This is a genomic window from Lutibacter sp., from assembly GCF_016342705.1.
Taxonomy (GTDB): domain Bacteria; phylum Bacteroidota; class Bacteroidia; order Flavobacteriales; family Flavobacteriaceae; genus Lutibacter.
The window spans coordinates 108,702-124,717 of the sequence record NZ_JAEINV010000007.1 but is presented as its reverse complement, the minus strand read 5'-3'; the positions used below and the strand labels follow the sequence as shown (position 1 = coordinate 124,717).

Here is a 16,016-nt window from a genome sequence, read left to right as displayed (position 1 = left end):
AAATATTTAACATGAAAAAAATACTAACACTTTTATTAATTTTCTCACTAAATTCTTGTAGTGATGGTGATTTTGATGTTCCTTCTTTTGAGTTTACTGATACCGTTACAAGTTGCGGAGAATATGTTTTATATGTAACAAATAGTGGTAAAACGGAATTGTTAGCACTATCTTTAGTAAAAACGCATTTAGGAACTACTGTTGGTGAAAAAACTATAGCACTTGGTGCTTCAGTAGCAACAACCTCTATTAAAGCTACTTATAGAATATTAGATAGTGAATTTGGCACCGATTATTTTTGTCAAAACATTCCTCCTACACAGCCCAAAGTAACAAAAGAGTTAATTGCTACCAGTGGAAAAGTTATAATTAAAACTACGCAAGTTTTAACAGGCACCACAATTACTGGTTACAAACATGAAATTTCTATAAGTGAATTATTGTTTTTTGATGGTACAGATAGAGTGTATTTTGAAACTTTCCCTTACGGTTCTATCACCATTAAAGTATAACTATTTAGGATTCTGATAAATATACACTTCCGTTGCTCCAAGTCCATATTTTTTATAGGAAGCAGCGTATGAAGTAAGATTATAATTTTTAAATAAAAATTCCAATTCACTTTTTAGAACACCTTCACCAACACCGTGAATAAAAACAATTTTAGGTAATCTGTTTTTAATAGCAAACTCAATTTTATGTTTTGCAGTATCAATTTGAAGATTTAGCATATCATAATTATCCATTCCGGCAGTTGATTTGGTGAGTTGATGAATATGTAAATCTACTTCCATTGGAGGTAAATCTTCGGGTTTAGTATTACTTTTAAATTTGGGAGCGCTTTTCTTTTTTTCTTGATGATTTAATTTTTCGGTTAAGCCTTCATTAAAAATATCAGAATATTTAGATAAATCTGCTTGATTCTCCTTAATAATTACTAATTCATTTGGGTAAAATTCAAAAGCAAAACCATCTGCACTTTCAATACTAATTTTTCCGTTGGAAATAGCCAATACCTTCCCTTTAATTACATCATCTAATACAGCAACTGTATCTCCAATTTTAAATTGTCTTTCCATTTTTTAATTTTTAAATGAATAACAAATTTCTTAACTTTTTAGTAATTTTGAAGAAATAAAAGTTATTCCTATTAAACTTATTTTTACACAAAAATATAAAGATGTTGCGAACTGAATCTATTAATACAGAACAATTTTTTAAAAATGCACTTATAAATTTAAAAATTGATGAAAATAGAAAACAGCTATTAAAATCAATTGCCATTTTTATTGCAAAAGAAATGGAGTTAAATAAAAAAGTAAACCTAAATTATATTTGTACACATAATAGCAGAAGAAGTCAGTTAGCGCAAGTTTGGAGCAGTTATGCTGCTAATTATTTTAAATTTTCTGAAGTTAAGAGTTTTTCTGGAGGAACGGCTATCACGGCATTTTACAGAAATACTGTTAAAACTTTACAAGAAGTTGGGTTTACGTTTCAAATTAGTGAGTTTTCACACCAAAATCCGGTATATGCTATTAATTATAAAAATGGTATAAATCCAATTATAGGTTTTTCTAAATTATATGATGACAACCATAATAAAAAGCCCTTTATAGCTATTACAACATGCTCAAATGCCGATGAAAACTGTCCTATTATTTCTAATGCTATTGAGCGCTTTCACCTCCCTTTTATTGATCCAAAAGCATTTGATAACACGCTATATCAATCAGAAAAATACTTAGAAACCAATCAACAAATTGCTGGTGAAATACACTTTATTTTTAAAACTATAAATAATTCGTTCTAAATAATTGTATCTTAGTTTTTTATTTTTCAATAAAAATAAAATGATTTTTATATGGAACAAAATCGACCTAAAAACTATTTAATTGAAGCAATTTTAGTCACCATTTTTTGCTGTCAACCATTCGGTATTGTCAGTATTGTTTATGCTGCTCAAGTAAATTCGAGATTTGCAGAAGGAAATTACGATGGCGCTAAAAAAGCTTCTAAAAGCGCTAAAAATTGGATGATTGCTGCCATAATTTCGGGGTTCGTTTTAGCTATTTTATCTGTTCTTCTTTTTATTTTTGTTTTAGGAGGTATTACTAAACTACAATAGGGTGAATTTTAAATCCTTCAAAAATATTAAGGTCAAATATTATGCGATGGCAATTTTAACCATGGTATTTGTTTTTGTTTATTATACTATAAATCCGAGTACGGTAAACTATTTACCTAAATGTCCATTATATATAACTACGGGTTTGTATTGTCCGGGTTGTGGTAGTCAGCGAGCTACACATCATTTATTAAATTTTAATTTTATTGAAGTTGCAAAACAGAATGTATTATATATTTTAGGAATTCTTTTAATCGCTTATCATTTATTTATAACAGTAATTAATTCACTTTTCAAGAAAAATATTTACAATTACATTTATCATCCAAAAACACCTATTATAGTATTAATTATAGTACTCCTATTTTGGATAGTACGAAATATTCCTAGGTATCCTTTTAATTTATTAATTCCTCATTAAAAAGCCTGAACTTTTAGACATAAAAAAAGCAGCTTAAAAGCTGCTTTATATCTATTGAAATTTAATTTTTACTTAATTTCATTAAAATTAGTATCCATTTTTATATAATCTAAAAATTCTCTACGAACCTCTTTATCTTTAAATTTTCCGCCAAACTCAGAAGTTACGGTGCTGCTCTCAATATCACGAACACCACGTGAATTCACACATAAATGTTTTGCATCAATTACACAAGCAACATCATCGGTTCCTAAAGCAGCTTGCAACGCTTGCACAACTTGCATAGTTAAACGTTCTTGCACTTGTGGACGTTTTGCAAAATAATCTACAATTCTATTCATTTTAGATAAACCAATAACATTTCCGTTAGAAATGTAAGCTACGTGAGCCCTTCCAACAATTGGCAATAAATGATGCTCGCAAGTAGAATACACCGTAATGTTTTTTTCTACCAACATTTCACCATATTTATAATTATTATCAAATGTTGATAATTTTGGCTTATTAGCTGGGTTTAACCCTGAGAACAGTTCATTTACAAAAGCTTTAGCAACTCTTCTTGGCGTTCCTTTTATGCTATCGTCTTCTAAATCCATTCCTAACGTATCTAAAATATCACGTACACTTGCTTCTATGCGATTTCTTTTTTCTTCGTCAGAAATATCAAAAGCATCTACTCTTAAAGGTGTTTTTGCAGAAGATCCAACGTGATCATCTCCTATTTCATCAATTTTATTTGTCATTATGTTTTTACTTTCAAACATTTTTTAGTTATTAGTGTGCAAATTTACAACTTTGTTTTAAAGTTATTGGGTGATTTTAAGTAATTCTTCTAAACTACATTCTTGCTGTTCACCCGTTTGCATAATTTTTACGGTATATATATTCTTCTCAATTTCAGAAGAACCCACCATTACCACAAACGGAATTTCTCTTCTGTTTGCATAATTCATTTGTTTCTTCATTTTTGAACTATCTGGGTATAATTCAGATTTAATATTGTGTTCTCTTAATTTTACCAATGCTTTCATACAAAAAGCGGCTTCTTTATCTCCAAAATTTACAAACAATACTTTTGGTTTTGGAAGCTCTACAGCATCAAATAAATTTAATTCTTCTAACACCAAATAAATTCTGTCTAAACCAAAAGAAATTCCAACGCCACTCATATCTTTTAATCCAAAAATACCCGTTAAATCATCATATCTTCCACCTCCACCTATTGAGCCCATTTGAACCCCATTTGGCGCAGAAACTTCGTAAATTGCTCCAGTATAATAGTTTAAACCTCTTGCCAAAGTTACATCAATCTCTAAATTTGCACTTTGCAATCCTAATATTTCAATGTTATCAATTACAAAACGTAAATCGTTTACACCATTTGTTCCTTCTACAGAATCTGCCAACAACACTTGTAACTGGTTTAATTTTTCTTGATTAGTTCCATTAAAACTAAATAATGGTTGTACTTTTTCAATCGCTGTTTCAGAAATACCTTTTTCTAACATTTCCTTTGTAACTCCCTCAGCACCAATCTTATCTAACTTATCTAAAGCAACTGTAAAATCAATTAATTTATCAGCTTCACCAATAATTTCAGCAATACCAGCTAATATTTTTCTATTATTTAATTTGATAGTCGTACCAAACAACCTTAACTTACTAAAAACAGCATCATATAATTGAACAAATTCAACTTCTTGCCATAAACCTTTACTTCCCACTACATCGGCATCACACTGATAAAATTCTCTAAAGCGTCCTTTTTGTGGTCTATCTGCTCGCCAAACTGGTTGCATTTGATACCGTTTAAAAGGAAATTCAATTTCGTTTTGGTGTTGCACCACATAACGTGCAAAAGGCACTGTTAAATCATAACGCAACGCTTTTTCTGAAATAGACGCAGTTAATTTATTCGAATTTAATAATTTATCAATATTCGGTTTAACTAATTCTTCTATAAAATTTTCTTTGAAGTATGATTTATCTTCTAATTCCTCTTCATTATCTAACACTTCTTCATTTTCATAAAAAGCAATAAATTCCTTCTTATTAAGTGTAAAATAATTAAGTAGCATTTTCTTCTCATCAGTTGTAAGTTCATTATACGTTTCAATATATTCATTAATATATTCTTCGTAATTAAATTCAGAACTTTTATCTTCAATATATTGAATTGCATCAAAAATTTGATAAAAAATATTGGCAAAATCCAAATTCTCAATTACTTGTTTCTGAATATCTTTAAAATAATCTCCAGAATTTAATATCTTAAAAATCAACCGATCACCTTCATCTCCATATTTCCCCATTAACGTATCTGAATTCTCAAAACTTGGAGTTTCAATAGGTTGAAATCCAAAAGTTTCAAATACATTTCTAATAGTTGAAAAAATATAAGTACGTTTTGCTACTTCTGTAGGTGAAAAATCTCTTGTTCCTTTTGGAATACTTGGTTTTTGTGCCATTTAAAAAAATTAGGTTGCAAATATCTAAAAATTAAAAAACTAATTAAAGCTTTTCAAGCATTGATTTTTCTTTACTTGTTAAAGGCACATCATTTTCAAACTTATTTTTAGTTGGATATATAGCTAACATCATTAAAACCAAGATACCAACCAATATAAAATAAAAACTATTGTTAGATTGCCACACAAAAAATACACACATAAAAGCTGGAAATTCTAACATTGCCATTCTAAAAATATGTGCTGTACTAAATTTAATTGCTTTTTGCGATAAATCGGCATCTTTAGAAATTTGCTTTAATAATTTAGCATATAAAAATTTACTTGTTAAATTACCTGCAAAAGCAATAATTATAGCTAAATATAAAAATGCTTTCTCTTCTTGATACGAAAAAAAGAGTCTGTCTTTTGCAGCAAAAGCAACGTATGCTGCAAAAACTAACACTCCTGCTAATAATGCAAAATGAATAATTTGCAACGATTTAATAAAATCTTTTGGTTCTCTGTTGATATAACTCATTGTTATTTTTTTGAAGGTTTAAATAGTTTAAATACTTTGAAAATGAGCCAAAAAATAATGACTACAAATATGATGGCTACAATTGGTAAAAAAATTGAAAATACTGACATTGCAATAGAAGAGCCTGTTTCAATTGTTGAGATTACCGGATTTGCAATTCCGCCAGTTGTTGCTGTTGATGCTAAACGAGATGTACTAGTTGATCCTTTTATAGCTGTAGCAGTTCCGCCTCCCGCAATAATTGCCAATGCCCAAGTTATTACTGGACTCAAATCACTTACCGTTGCTACCATTACAGCTGTTCCTGCAACTGCAGCTAAGGGAATTGCAATAGTATCAAGTAGATTATCGAACCAAGGAATAAAATATGCCAAAATTTCTACAATGGTTGCAATTCCTAATAACAACAAAGCATTTGAACTACCAACCCATTGCCAACTTTCATTTAAAGGAATTATATTGTAATAAGAAGCTAAACTTAACGCAAATAATGGTACAAAAATTCTGAATCCTACAGATGCTGCAAGGCCCATTCCTATTAAAATACTAAAGATGGTTTCTGGAGATAGACTCATTATTTTTCATTTTTAAAAATAGCATTGGCTTTTTCTAAATCCTCAGGAGTATCAATACCAATTGCTATTTGATTGGTTTCTACCATTTTTACTTTAAAACCATGAGTTAAAAAACGAAGGTTTTCTAATTTTTCAGCAGCTTCTAATAGATTGATTGGTAATTTTGTAAATCTTAAAAGCGCTTCTTTTCTAAAGGCATAAATACCAATATGTTTAAAATAAACTGCTTTTGATGCATCTCTAGGATATGGAATTGGCGAACGTGAAAAATACATGGCAAAATCATTTTCATTAGTTACCACCTTTACATTGTTTGGATTGTTGATTTCTTCCAAATCGTCCATTTTAAATTTTAATGAAGCAATATCAATTTCTTTTTCAACATCGTTTTTAAAAACTTGCAACAATTTTGAAAGTGGTGCTGTTTTAGTAAAAGGCTCATCACCTTGCACATTTACAATTATATCAACATCAATGTTTTCAATAGCTTCTGCAATTCTATCGCTACCCGATTCGTGTTCTTTTTTGCTCTTTATTGCTTTTCCACCGTTTGAAATAATTTCATTAAAAATAATATCACTATCTGTAACCACAAAAACTTCATCAAATAAATTGGATTGTTTTGTAGCTTCATAAGTTCTTAAAATAACTGTTTTACCAGCCAAATCTTTCATTAATTTTCCTGGAAATCTGCTCGCTTCATACCTAGCAGGAATCATTGCTATTATTTTCATCTATTTCTTCTTTAATATGAAATCGTCTTAAACTATTAATACTTGCATTTAACTCAAACCCTAATAACAAAATTATAGAATTCAACCACACAAAAAGCATTAAAACCAACAAGGTTCCAATGGAGCCGTAAAGCTGATTGTATGTTGCAAATTTTAATACATAAATTCCAAAAAGTTTAAACATTAGTAAAGTTAATAATGTTGTTAAAATTGAGCCTGCATTAAAAAACGAAAGATGTTTTACTTCTTTGGTTCCATATTTATATAAAAAGGAAACGGACACAAAAATTAACAATACAAAAAATAAAAACTGTCCTTTTTCTATCCAAAATAAATCATCATCTAGCCAACCTTTGCTTTTTAAACTTTCAATACCAATTTCAAAATACACTATAACTGCTACTGTAAATATTAAGGTAAGGGATAATAAAATTGCCATTCCCATTGAAACAAAATATTGACGAATGATATTCCGCATTTCTGTTACATGATAAGAATATTCAAAACCTCCTAAAATGGCATTTACACCGTTTGCCATTAAAAATATAGAAGCAATAAAACCAAAGGACAATAGATCTCCATACCTATTATTTATAATATCATTAATAACAACATCAACAGATTCGGCAGTATTTGGTGGTAATATTTTTTGAAGTGTGAATAGAAAATCACTTTGAAAGTTTTCAATAGGAACGTATGGAATTAATGTTAGAATAAAAAGTAAAAATGGAAATAGCGCCATAAAAAAGCTAAAGGAAATTCCTCCTGCTCTAGATGTTAATGCGCCTTTTAAAATTCCAATAACATACATTTCAATAACATCATATAAAGACATACCCGATAACCCTGGAATAATAATACTTTTTCCAAGTTTAACAATCCATTTTACTATCGGAATTTTATCTAGATTATCTTCTATGGGTTTTGTCATTCAACAGCTTTTAAACTTAAATCCATATTGTATACAGAATGTGTTAATGCTCCTGATGAAATATAATCTACACCGCACTCGGCATATTTTCTGGCAGTTTCTAAATTAATACCTCCTGATGATTCTGTTTGACATTTATCTCCAATTATTTTTACAGCTTCTCGTGTACCATCATAATCAAAATTATCAATTAAAATACGGTGAACTCCTCCAACTGCTAAAATTTCTTTAATTTCTTCAATACTTCTTGCTTCCACAATAATTTTTAAGTCTAAATTATGATCTTTTAAGTATTGTTGAGTTTTTAAAATTGCTTTTGAAACGCCACCGCAAAAATCTATATGATTGTCTTTTAACATAATCATATCATACAATGCAAACCTATGATTTTCACCACCACCAATTACAACTGCCCATTTTTCAAGTGCTCTAATACCTGGTGTTGTTTTTCTGGTATCTAAAACTTTGGTTTTTGTTCCTTCTAAAAGTTTTGCAAACTCTTTGGTTTTTTTTGCAATTGCACTCATTCGTTGCATTACATTTAACACCAAACGTTCCGATTTTAAAATAGATTGCGAACTTCCTTCTACATAAAAAACAATGTCGCCATAGGAAACTTTAGCTCCATCATTTATTAAAGTTTCCACTTTTAAATCTTTATCTACATACTTAAAAATACGTTTTGCCATTTCAACTCCAGCAATAATTCCGTCTTCTTTTACCAAAAGCTTTGCTTTTCCAGTTGCATTCACTGGTATACAAGCTAACGAGCTATGATCGCCATCACCAATATCTTCTCTTATAGCATTTGCAATTATTAAATCGAGTTCTTTTTCAAATTGTTCTTTTGTAATCATTATGCGTAATTTTCAAACAAAAATAACTTTTTTATTTTCAAAAGTTTCATCTTTAATTCTTTTTATATTTGCCGTATGAAAATTAAATTACTGGCAATCGGTAAAACCGACGATAAAAATTTACAGACTTTAATTGAAACGTATCAAAACAGATTAAAGCATTATATTCAGTTTGAAATTGATATTATTCCTGATTTAAAGAAAGTTAAAAACTTAAGCGAACAGGAGCAAAAAGAAAAAGAAGGTGAATTAATTTTAAAAAAATTAGCACCAACAGATGTGTTAATTTTACTAGATGAAAAAGGAACTGCATTTAGATCTGTTGATTTTTCTAGCTATCTTCAAAAGAAAATGAATGCCGGAATTAAACAATTGGTAATAGTTATTGGCGGACCTTACGGATTTTCAGATTCCGTTTACAAAACAGCAAAAGGAAAAATTTCTTTATCAAAAATGACATTTTCTCATCAAATGATTCGCTTATTTATAGTGGAACAAATTTACAGAGCTTTTACCATTTTAAAAAACGAACCTTACCATCATGAATAAATTAAAACTAGTTTTTGCAACCAACAATGCCAATAAATTAAAAGAAGTACAGGCAATGTTAACCAATTTTGAAATTATTAGTTTGGCTGCTATTCATTGTTTTGATGATATTCCTGAAACCGCAAATACATTAGAAGGAAATGCCATTTTAAAAGCAAATTACATTACTGAAAAATTTGGTTATGATTGCTTTGCCGATGACACAGGTCTGGAAGTAAACACCTTAAACAATGAGCCCGGTGTTTTTTCAGCACGTTATGCTGGAAAAGAAAATAATGCTGAAGCAAATATGCAGAAATTGTTAAATGAGCTTGGAGATAATACTAACAGAAAAGCACAATTTAGAACTGCAATTGCATTGAATATTCAAGGAAAACAGTTTATCTTTGAAGGCATTTGTGAAGGACATATTTTAAGAGAAAAACAAGGAACTAGTGGTTTTGGCTACGATCCTATTTTTATGCCTAACGGTTATACAAAATCTTTTGCTGAAATGGATTTAAAAGAGAAAGGAAATATTAGTCATCGAGGAAAAGCCGTTGAAAAATTAGTAACATTTTTAAATAGAAAAGATTGGTAAACCCAACAAAATCATACAGTAACACTTTTATTATTTTAATATTAACGCTTATTTTAATATTTATAATAAATATAAGTTTAGGTTCCGTTTACATTCCGTTAAAACAAATATTTCTAGCTTTTATAGATGGGAATATTGAAAAAGAATCGTGGCGGTCTATTATATTAAATTACAGATTACCAAAAGCAATTACTGCAATTATTGTGGGCTCTGGGCTTTCAATTAGCGGATTGTTAATGCAAACTTTATTTAGAAATCCACTTGCTGGTCCGTTTGTTTTAGGAATAAGTTCTGGAGCAAGTTTAGGAGTTGCTATTTTAATATTAGGTGGCTCATTTTTAGGTGCAAATATTGTAAGCTACTCATTTTCAAGCTGGGGACAAGCCATTGCAGCAAGTACTGGTGCATTTTTAGTCCTTTCGGCAGTTATGATTGCTGCGGCAAAAGTTAGAAATACCATGTCTATTTTAATTATTGGATTAATGTTTGGAAGTTTAACTTCTGCAGTAATTAGTGTTTTAGCATACTTTAGCAGCGCCAACCAATTACAACAATATATGTTTTGGAGTTTTGGTAGTTTGGGAAATTTAAGCTGGAATGAAATTACAGCACTTTTAATTGTATTCATTATTGGTATTTCATTCGTTGTTTTTATTATAAAACCACTAAACAGTTTACTATTAGGTGAAAACTATGCAAAAAGTATGGGTGTAAATGTAAGACAAACAAGAAATTTTACATTGATAGCAACCAGTTTATTAACAGGAGTTATTACAGCATTTTCAGGACCAATTGCCTTTATTGGTTTAGCAGTTCCGCATTTAACAAAATTATTATTTAGCACATCCAATCATAAAACATTATTACCTGCTGTTGCCATTAGTGGTGCAATAATTATGCTTATTTGCGATAGCATTGCTCAAATGCCAAATAGCGAATATACATTACCTATTAATGCCATAACTTCTTTATTTGGCGCACCAATTATTATTTGGTTATTGGTTAGAAAACGTAAGATTTATTATTAATGGAACAAAACGAAAAGCACATTTTAAAAGTTTCTAATTTAGCTATTGGATATCGTTCCAAAAAGCATATTTCAACCATCGCTTGTAATTTAAATATTAGTTTAAAATCTGGAAACATGGTTTGCTTGTTAGGTAAAAATGGTATTGGAAAATCTACCTTATTAAGAACCTTAACAAAGGTACAACCAGCGCTTAATGGTGAAATTTTTATTGATGAAAAAAACTTAAAATCTATAACAAATAATGATTTAGCAAAAACGCTAAGTTTGGTACTTACTGAAAGATTACCAGATAGTAGTTTAACCGTTTTTGAATTGGTTGCTTTAGGGCGACAACCTTTTACAAACTGGATTGGTTATTTAACCAGTGAAGATATGGAAATAATCTATACTGCATTTGAAAAAACCAACACCAAACATTTAATGAAAACAAAATGTTATGAGTTAAGCGACGGACAGTTGCAACGTGTTTTAATTGCAAGAGCACTGGCACAAAATACCCCTATTATTGTTTTAGATGAACCAACCGCACATTTAGATTTACATCATACAATTAATACTTTTTCATTATTAAAAAACTTAGCTTCAGAATTTAATAAAACCATCATTATTTCTACACACGAAACCAATTTAGCTTTGCAATTAGCTGATGAATTATGGCTAATGTCCTCTTCAAAATTTGTGAGTGGAAAAACTGAAGAATTAATTCATAATAATGAACTAGATAACCTTTTTGACTCTGATTTAATTCATTTTAGTAAAACGCTAAAACAATTTACCATCTCACATTCAAAATAGTTTTAATATATTTGAAAAACTCAGTATTCAACAAAATGAAAAAAATAGTAGCATTAATTTTAGGGTTCATTATTTTAAGTTGCGGAACAAATAACCATATCTCAGAAAATAACGAAACAACTGAAATAACAGGTGAAATAGCTCAAAAATATGCTAATTCAATAATTGTATCCGATTTAAAAACGCATTTATATAGCATTGCTTCTGATGAATTTGAAGGCAGAGAAACTGGTGAACCTGGACAAAAAAAAGCAGCTGAATATATAAAAACCTTTTATAAAAAAAGAAATATTACTTCTCCCTTAGGTGATGATGACTATTTTCAAGAAATTCCAACAGCCCATTTAAGATCAAATTTAAATCCTTCAGAAAATGTGTTGGCTTTTATTAAAGGAACTGAAAAACCCGATGAAATTTTAGTAATTTCTGCACATTATGATCACCTTGGAATGGAAAATGGTGAAATTTACAATGGCGCAGATGATGATGGTTCTGGAACAGTAGCAGTTATGGCTATTGCTGAAGCATTTAAAAAAGCTGCAGAAGAAGGTAACAGACCAAAAAGGTCTATTTTATTTTTACATGTTACTGGTGAAGAAAAAGGCTTATTGGGTTCTAAATATTATACCAATTTTCCAGTTTTTCCTTTAGTAAATACTGTAGCAAATTTAAACATTGATATGATTGGTCGTGTGGATGATGCCCATGAAAATAATCCTGATTTTGTTTATTTAATTGGCTCCGATAAATTAAGTACTGAACTTCATGATTTATCTGAAGCAATGAATGAAAAATTTACAAAATTAAAATTAGACTATAAATATGATGATGATAATGATCCCAATAGGTTTTACTATAGGTCAGATCATTACAACTTTGCAAAAAACAACATTCCAATTATCTTTTATTTTAATGGAACACATCAAGATTACCACAAACCATCTGATACTCCAGATAAAATTAATTATGAACTATTACAAAAACGTACTCAATTAATTTTTTATACGGCTTGGGAAATTGCCAACAGAGATAAAAGAGTTGTTGTTGATAAGAAGTAATCTGTATCTTAATTATAGATTTTTGTTTTCACTATCAAATTTAGGTAGACAGGTAGCTATAAAGGGTATTTTGAATTGCAACAAATTTTCATAGATTCATACCTGCTCAGGAATGATAATCTTTTTTTTAAGAAATATTAATGAATAATTTTAAATAATAATTCTTTTAAAATATCACCCGGCGGCATTGCATTTGCTCCAACACCTTTGCTTTTAACATCTGCATCACGCAACAAAGCAATGACTTGCGATACTTTTCGCATTGGGTAATTTTTTCCTGCGGTTATATAATCTGGTACAAAAAAAGGATTTACACCTAAACCTCTTGCAACACTACTATTAGATTTATCTTTTAAACTATGGTAAATGAGCAATTGTGTAAAAAATCCATGTAATAAAGAAATAGTAACAACCAACGGATTTGCTTTTTGATTTTGAGCAAAATGATTGATAATTCTATTTACATTTAACACATTTCTTTCACCAACAGCTTTTCGTAATTCAAAATTATTATAGTCTTTGCTAATCCCAATATTTTCTTCAATATGGTTTGGAGTAATGGTAGAGCCCGCTGGTATAACCACCATTAATTTATCCAATTCATTGCTAATTTTACTTAAATCATTACCTAAAAACTCCACCAACATTAACGTTGCTTTTCCTTCAATTTGATACTTTTTACCAGATAAAACTCTTCTAATCCAATCTGCTATTTGATTTTCATATAATTTTTTACTTTCATAAACCAATCCACACTTATTAATTGCTTTATATAATTTTTTTCGTTTATCAATAGTTTTGTATTTATAACAAATAACCAGCACTGTTGATGGTTGTGGATGCTCTGCATAAGTAGTTAAATTTTCAATGGTTCTTGATAAATCTTGCGCCTCCTTTACAATAACTACCTGTTTTTCAGCCATCATAGGATAACGCTTTGCGTTTTCCACAATATCTTCAATAGTAATATCTCTACCATATAAAACCATTTGATTAAACCCTTTTTCCTCTTCAGTTAAAATGGTTTTATCAATAAAATCTGAGATTTTATCAATATAATAAGGCTCATCACCCATTAAAAAATAAATTGGTTTAATATTTCCGCTTTTTATATCAGAAACTATTTTGGCAACATCACTCATTTATGAAAATAATTTAGCATTTTTGCTGTATGCAGACATTGAATTTACCTATTTATAAATTCAGAATCAAAAGTAATGAAAATAAGCTTTTTATTTTTGATATTCTTCGAAAAAAATATGTGAGCCTTACTCCAGAAGAATGGGTTCGACAACATTTTGTACATTATTTAATTGAAGAAAAAAACTATCCTATTTCTCTTATTGGGGTTGAAAAAAAGTTAACTATAAATGGCTTAACAAAAAGAACCGATATTTTAGTTTTTAACACCAACGGTGAGCCACATATTATTGTAGAATGCAAAGCGCCAACTATTAAAATTAATCAAGCTACTTTTGATCAAATTGCGCGTTATAATTTAAAATTACAAGCAAACTATTTAATAGTTACAAATGGATTAGATCATTTTTATTGCACTATGGACTTTAAGAATGAACAATATCAGTTTTTAAAAGATATTCCTAATTTTCCACAATAAATTAAATCCTTTTTTATTCCAATGTTAACAACTTGCTTTTAGCCAATGTAAATTCAGGAAATAATTTTAACGCACGCTGAAAACTTAATTTAGCTTCTGCTTTTTTATCTAAATTTAATTCAATTAAACCTTGCAAATAAGCTATTGCTGGTTTTAATGGAACATTTTGATTGTAATTTTTATTTACTTGAAAGTTTACATTAACTTCAGCCTTGTCAGATAATTGATCGGCTTTTTTTACTGAAACTAGTGCTTCATCAAACTTATTCATTGCAAATTGCAAACCAGCAATTTTATACGCATGGTAATTATTGTTTGATTTTATTAAAAGAGATTTATACTTTTCAATTGCTTTTTCTAAGGCTCCAATAGACTCTAAAGAAATGGCATTCATTTCTAAAATATCTACATTTTCAGGATTATTTTTCAACAAATCATTTGTAACCAAGAAACATGAAACAAAATTTCTTTCATTAAAATATAAATATGCTAAACTATCTCTATATGTACTTGTTGGTCCTTCTAATGCTATTAGTGAAAACATTGAGTTAGCCGCAACAGTTTTATCTCCATATTTTAAAGCTTCTTTTAATTTTTGTTTTTCTAAATCTAAATTATTGGTGGTTTGAGCAATAACAGAAGCAGTTAAAATAAAAGTAAAAAGATATAGTATGTTTTTCATTTTTTTAAATATTGATTAATTATGGTAAAACTATAAAATTTAATTTTAAAAGAGATTAAAATATTCTTAAATAAAACGTTGAGATACAAAAAAAGGTCTGTAAAAACAGACCTTTAATTTTGGGTGGAAGACCGGGTTCGAACCGGCGACCCTCGGTACCACAAACCGATGCTCTAACCAGCTGAGCTACAACCACCATTTATGCGGATGCAAATATACTACATTTCTTATTTTTTGCAACTATTTTTTAAAATAAATTATCTAAATTTTTTACAACAACATAACGTTCTGTATTAAAGCCTTCTGCAAATTCAACTCCTACTAATCTTCCTAAGTCTTGAGCCCTATATTTAACACTGTCTAAAAAATTCTTACTGGAAATTGGTGACGTAGGTTCTTTACTTGTTGGATCATAAAATTGTGAACTATACGCTTTAACAGCCGCCATTTTAATATCTATAAAACCACTTACATCTACAACAAAATCAGGATCAACGTTTTTCCATTGTATATAATGGTATACTTGTTTTGGTCTCCATGCTAATTGTTTTTCACCGCTTATTTCGGTTTCAATTTTAACTAAGCCCGATAAAAAACATGCATCAGATACTAACTTACTTCCTTTTGGGTGATCAATATGTCTATCATCAAAAGCATTACACAATACAATGTTTGGCTTATATTTTCTTATAATTTTAATAATTTCTAATTGATGCTGTTTATTGTTTTCAAAAAAACCATCTGCAAATCCTAAATTTTCCCTTACCGAAACCCCTAAAATTTCAGCAGCATTTTTAGCTTCTATAGCTCTTATTTTTGCACAACCTCTTGTTCCTAATTCACCACGTGTTAAATCTAAAATACCTACTTTTTTACCTAAAGATATTTCTTTAGCAAGTGTTGCTGAACAACCTAATTCAACATCATCCGGATGAGCTCCTATGGCTAATATATCTAATTTCATGTTCTTCTACTTATTAATTTAGGGCAAATATAGAACATTTTTCCTTCTTTAATTTCCTTTCATTTATGTTGTAATCAGCGTATTTGAAAAAAGAAAGGAATAACCC

21 protein-coding genes and 1 tRNA gene are annotated in these 16,016 nt (G+C 29.3%); 10 read left to right on the top strand and 12 right to left on the bottom strand.

From position 1 onward, the window contains the following. Positions 1–11 precede the first annotated feature (11 nt). Positions 12–512: a hypothetical protein gene (locus tag JEY78_RS08580; protein WP_291849582.1), complete on the top strand. Its 501-nt coding sequence runs from the start codon at positions 12–14 to the stop codon at positions 510–512. Here JEY78_RS08580 and JEY78_RS08575 read toward each other — a convergent pair whose 3' ends face one another. Further along, a complete protein-coding gene (locus JEY78_RS08575; RefSeq protein ID WP_291849579.1) occupies positions 513–1,079 on the bottom strand; it encodes a DNA mismatch repair protein MutS in 567 nt (188 codons plus the stop codon). It lies immediately after the preceding gene. A gap of 101 nt (positions 1,080–1,180) precedes the next feature. On the opposite strand from JEY78_RS08575, the gene JEY78_RS08570 reads away from it, so the two are divergent. The 3 genes from JEY78_RS08570 to JEY78_RS08560 are packed head-to-tail and all read left to right on the top strand — an operon-like array spanning position 1,181 to position 2,549. Continuing rightward, positions 1,181–1,813 carry a hypothetical protein gene (locus tag JEY78_RS08570; protein ID WP_291849576.1) on the top strand — a complete coding sequence of 211 codons (633 nt, stop codon included), beginning with the start codon at positions 1,181–1,183 and terminating at the stop codon, positions 1,811–1,813. A gap of 51 nt (positions 1,814–1,864) precedes the next feature. Then, the gene (locus JEY78_RS08565) at positions 1,865–2,128 is read left to right on the top strand and encodes a CD225/dispanin family protein (RefSeq protein ID WP_291849573.1); all 264 of its coding nucleotides are present in this window, start codon (positions 1,865–1,867) and stop codon (positions 2,126–2,128) included. A gap of 46 nt (positions 2,129–2,174) precedes the next feature. Then, positions 2,175–2,549 carry a DUF2752 domain-containing protein gene (locus tag JEY78_RS08560; protein ID WP_291849570.1) on the top strand — a complete coding sequence of 125 codons (375 nt, stop codon included), beginning with the start codon at positions 2,175–2,177 and terminating at the stop codon, positions 2,547–2,549. 68 nt (positions 2,550–2,617) lie between these two features. Here JEY78_RS08560 and folE read toward each other — a convergent pair whose 3' ends face one another. From folE to nadC, 7 genes are read right to left on the bottom strand one after another with little or no spacing between them, the layout of a single operon-like run. Further along, positions 2,618–3,313: a GTP cyclohydrolase I FolE gene (gene folE, locus JEY78_RS08555; RefSeq protein WP_291849565.1), complete on the bottom strand. Its 696-nt coding sequence runs from the start codon at positions 3,311–3,313 to the stop codon at positions 2,618–2,620. Positions 3,314–3,355: 42 nt separating this feature from the next. Next, a complete protein-coding gene (gene hisS / locus JEY78_RS08550) occupies positions 3,356–5,017 on the bottom strand; it encodes a histidine--tRNA ligase (RefSeq protein WP_291849562.1) in 1,662 nt (553 codons plus the stop codon). 43 nt (positions 5,018–5,060) lie between these two features. Beyond that, a complete protein-coding gene (locus tag JEY78_RS08545; RefSeq protein WP_291849559.1) occupies positions 5,061–5,537 on the bottom strand; it encodes a hypothetical protein in 477 nt (158 codons plus the stop codon). A gap of 2 nt (positions 5,538–5,539) precedes the next feature. Next, a complete protein-coding gene (locus tag JEY78_RS08540; protein WP_291849557.1) occupies positions 5,540–6,112 on the bottom strand; it encodes a DUF4126 domain-containing protein in 573 nt (190 codons plus the stop codon). Continuing rightward, positions 6,112–6,846 (bottom strand): 3-deoxy-manno-octulosonate cytidylyltransferase, encoded by a 735-nt coding sequence (kdsB, locus tag JEY78_RS08535; protein WP_291849554.1) that lies wholly within the window; start codon positions 6,844–6,846, stop codon positions 6,112–6,114. The genes JEY78_RS08540 and kdsB overlap by 1 nt, the downstream gene beginning before the upstream one ends. Beyond that, positions 6,818–7,777, bottom strand: coding sequence for a YihY/virulence factor BrkB family protein (locus JEY78_RS08530; RefSeq protein WP_291849552.1), 960 nt, complete (start codon positions 7,775–7,777; stop codon positions 6,818–6,820). Before JEY78_RS08530 ends, kdsB begins: the two co-directional genes overlap by 29 nt. Next, positions 7,774–8,634 carry a carboxylating nicotinate-nucleotide diphosphorylase gene (nadC, locus tag JEY78_RS08525; RefSeq protein ID WP_291849549.1) on the bottom strand — a complete coding sequence of 287 codons (861 nt, stop codon included), beginning with the start codon at positions 8,632–8,634 and terminating at the stop codon, positions 7,774–7,776. Before nadC ends, JEY78_RS08530 begins: the two co-directional genes overlap by 4 nt. 75 nt (positions 8,635–8,709) lie before the next feature. On the opposite strand from nadC, the gene rlmH reads away from it, so the two are divergent. Genes rlmH through JEY78_RS08500 form a run of 5 tightly spaced genes read left to right on the top strand, consistent with a single transcriptional unit; the run spans position 8,710 to position 12,646 of the window. After that, positions 8,710–9,183: a 23S rRNA (pseudouridine(1915)-N(3))-methyltransferase RlmH gene (gene rlmH / locus JEY78_RS08520; protein WP_291849547.1), complete on the top strand. Its 474-nt coding sequence runs from the start codon at positions 8,710–8,712 to the stop codon at positions 9,181–9,183. Continuing rightward, entirely contained in the window at positions 9,176–9,763 is a 588-nt protein-coding gene (locus JEY78_RS08515; RefSeq protein WP_291849544.1) for a non-canonical purine NTP diphosphatase, read from the top strand. The genes rlmH and JEY78_RS08515 overlap by 8 nt, the downstream gene beginning before the upstream one ends. Beyond that, positions 9,757–10,791, top strand: coding sequence for an iron ABC transporter permease (locus JEY78_RS08510; RefSeq protein ID WP_291849541.1), 1,035 nt, complete (start codon positions 9,757–9,759; stop codon positions 10,789–10,791). The genes JEY78_RS08515 and JEY78_RS08510 overlap by 7 nt, the downstream gene beginning before the upstream one ends. Next, entirely contained in the window at positions 10,791–11,588 is a 798-nt protein-coding gene (locus JEY78_RS08505) for an ABC transporter ATP-binding protein (RefSeq protein WP_291849538.1), read from the top strand. Before JEY78_RS08510 ends, JEY78_RS08505 begins: the two co-directional genes overlap by 1 nt. Before the next feature lie 35 nt (positions 11,589–11,623). Continuing rightward, positions 11,624–12,646 (top strand): M28 family metallopeptidase, encoded by a 1,023-nt coding sequence (locus JEY78_RS08500; RefSeq protein WP_291849535.1) that lies wholly within the window; start codon positions 11,624–11,626, stop codon positions 12,644–12,646. 137 nt (positions 12,647–12,783) lie between these two features. Here the strand turns inward: JEY78_RS08500 and holA are convergent, their stop codons facing one another. Further along, positions 12,784–13,788, bottom strand: a complete 1,005-nt coding sequence (gene holA, locus JEY78_RS08495) for a DNA polymerase III subunit delta (protein WP_291849532.1) — start codon at positions 13,786–13,788, stop codon at positions 12,784–12,786. 29 nt (positions 13,789–13,817) lie between these two features. Here holA and JEY78_RS08490 point away from each other — a divergent pair, with 29 nt between their 5' ends. Beyond that, positions 13,818–14,264, top strand: a complete 447-nt coding sequence (locus tag JEY78_RS08490; RefSeq protein WP_291849529.1) for a type I restriction enzyme HsdR N-terminal domain-containing protein — start codon at positions 13,818–13,820, stop codon at positions 14,262–14,264. Between the two features lie 13 nt (positions 14,265–14,277). On the opposite strand, the gene JEY78_RS08485 is transcribed toward JEY78_RS08490, so the two are convergent. The 3 genes from JEY78_RS08485 to bshB1 form a co-directional block, all read right to left on the bottom strand. Then, entirely contained in the window at positions 14,278–14,946 is a 669-nt protein-coding gene (locus tag JEY78_RS08485) for a hypothetical protein (protein WP_291849527.1), read from the bottom strand. Positions 14,947–15,067: 121 nt separating this feature from the next. Continuing rightward, positions 15,068–15,143 (bottom strand) — tRNA-His (locus JEY78_RS08480). Between the two features lie 50 nt (positions 15,144–15,193). Next, positions 15,194–15,910, bottom strand: a complete 717-nt coding sequence (gene bshB1, locus JEY78_RS08475; protein WP_291849523.1) for a bacillithiol biosynthesis deacetylase BshB1 — start codon at positions 15,908–15,910, stop codon at positions 15,194–15,196. Between the last annotated feature and the right edge of the window lie 106 nt (positions 15,911–16,016).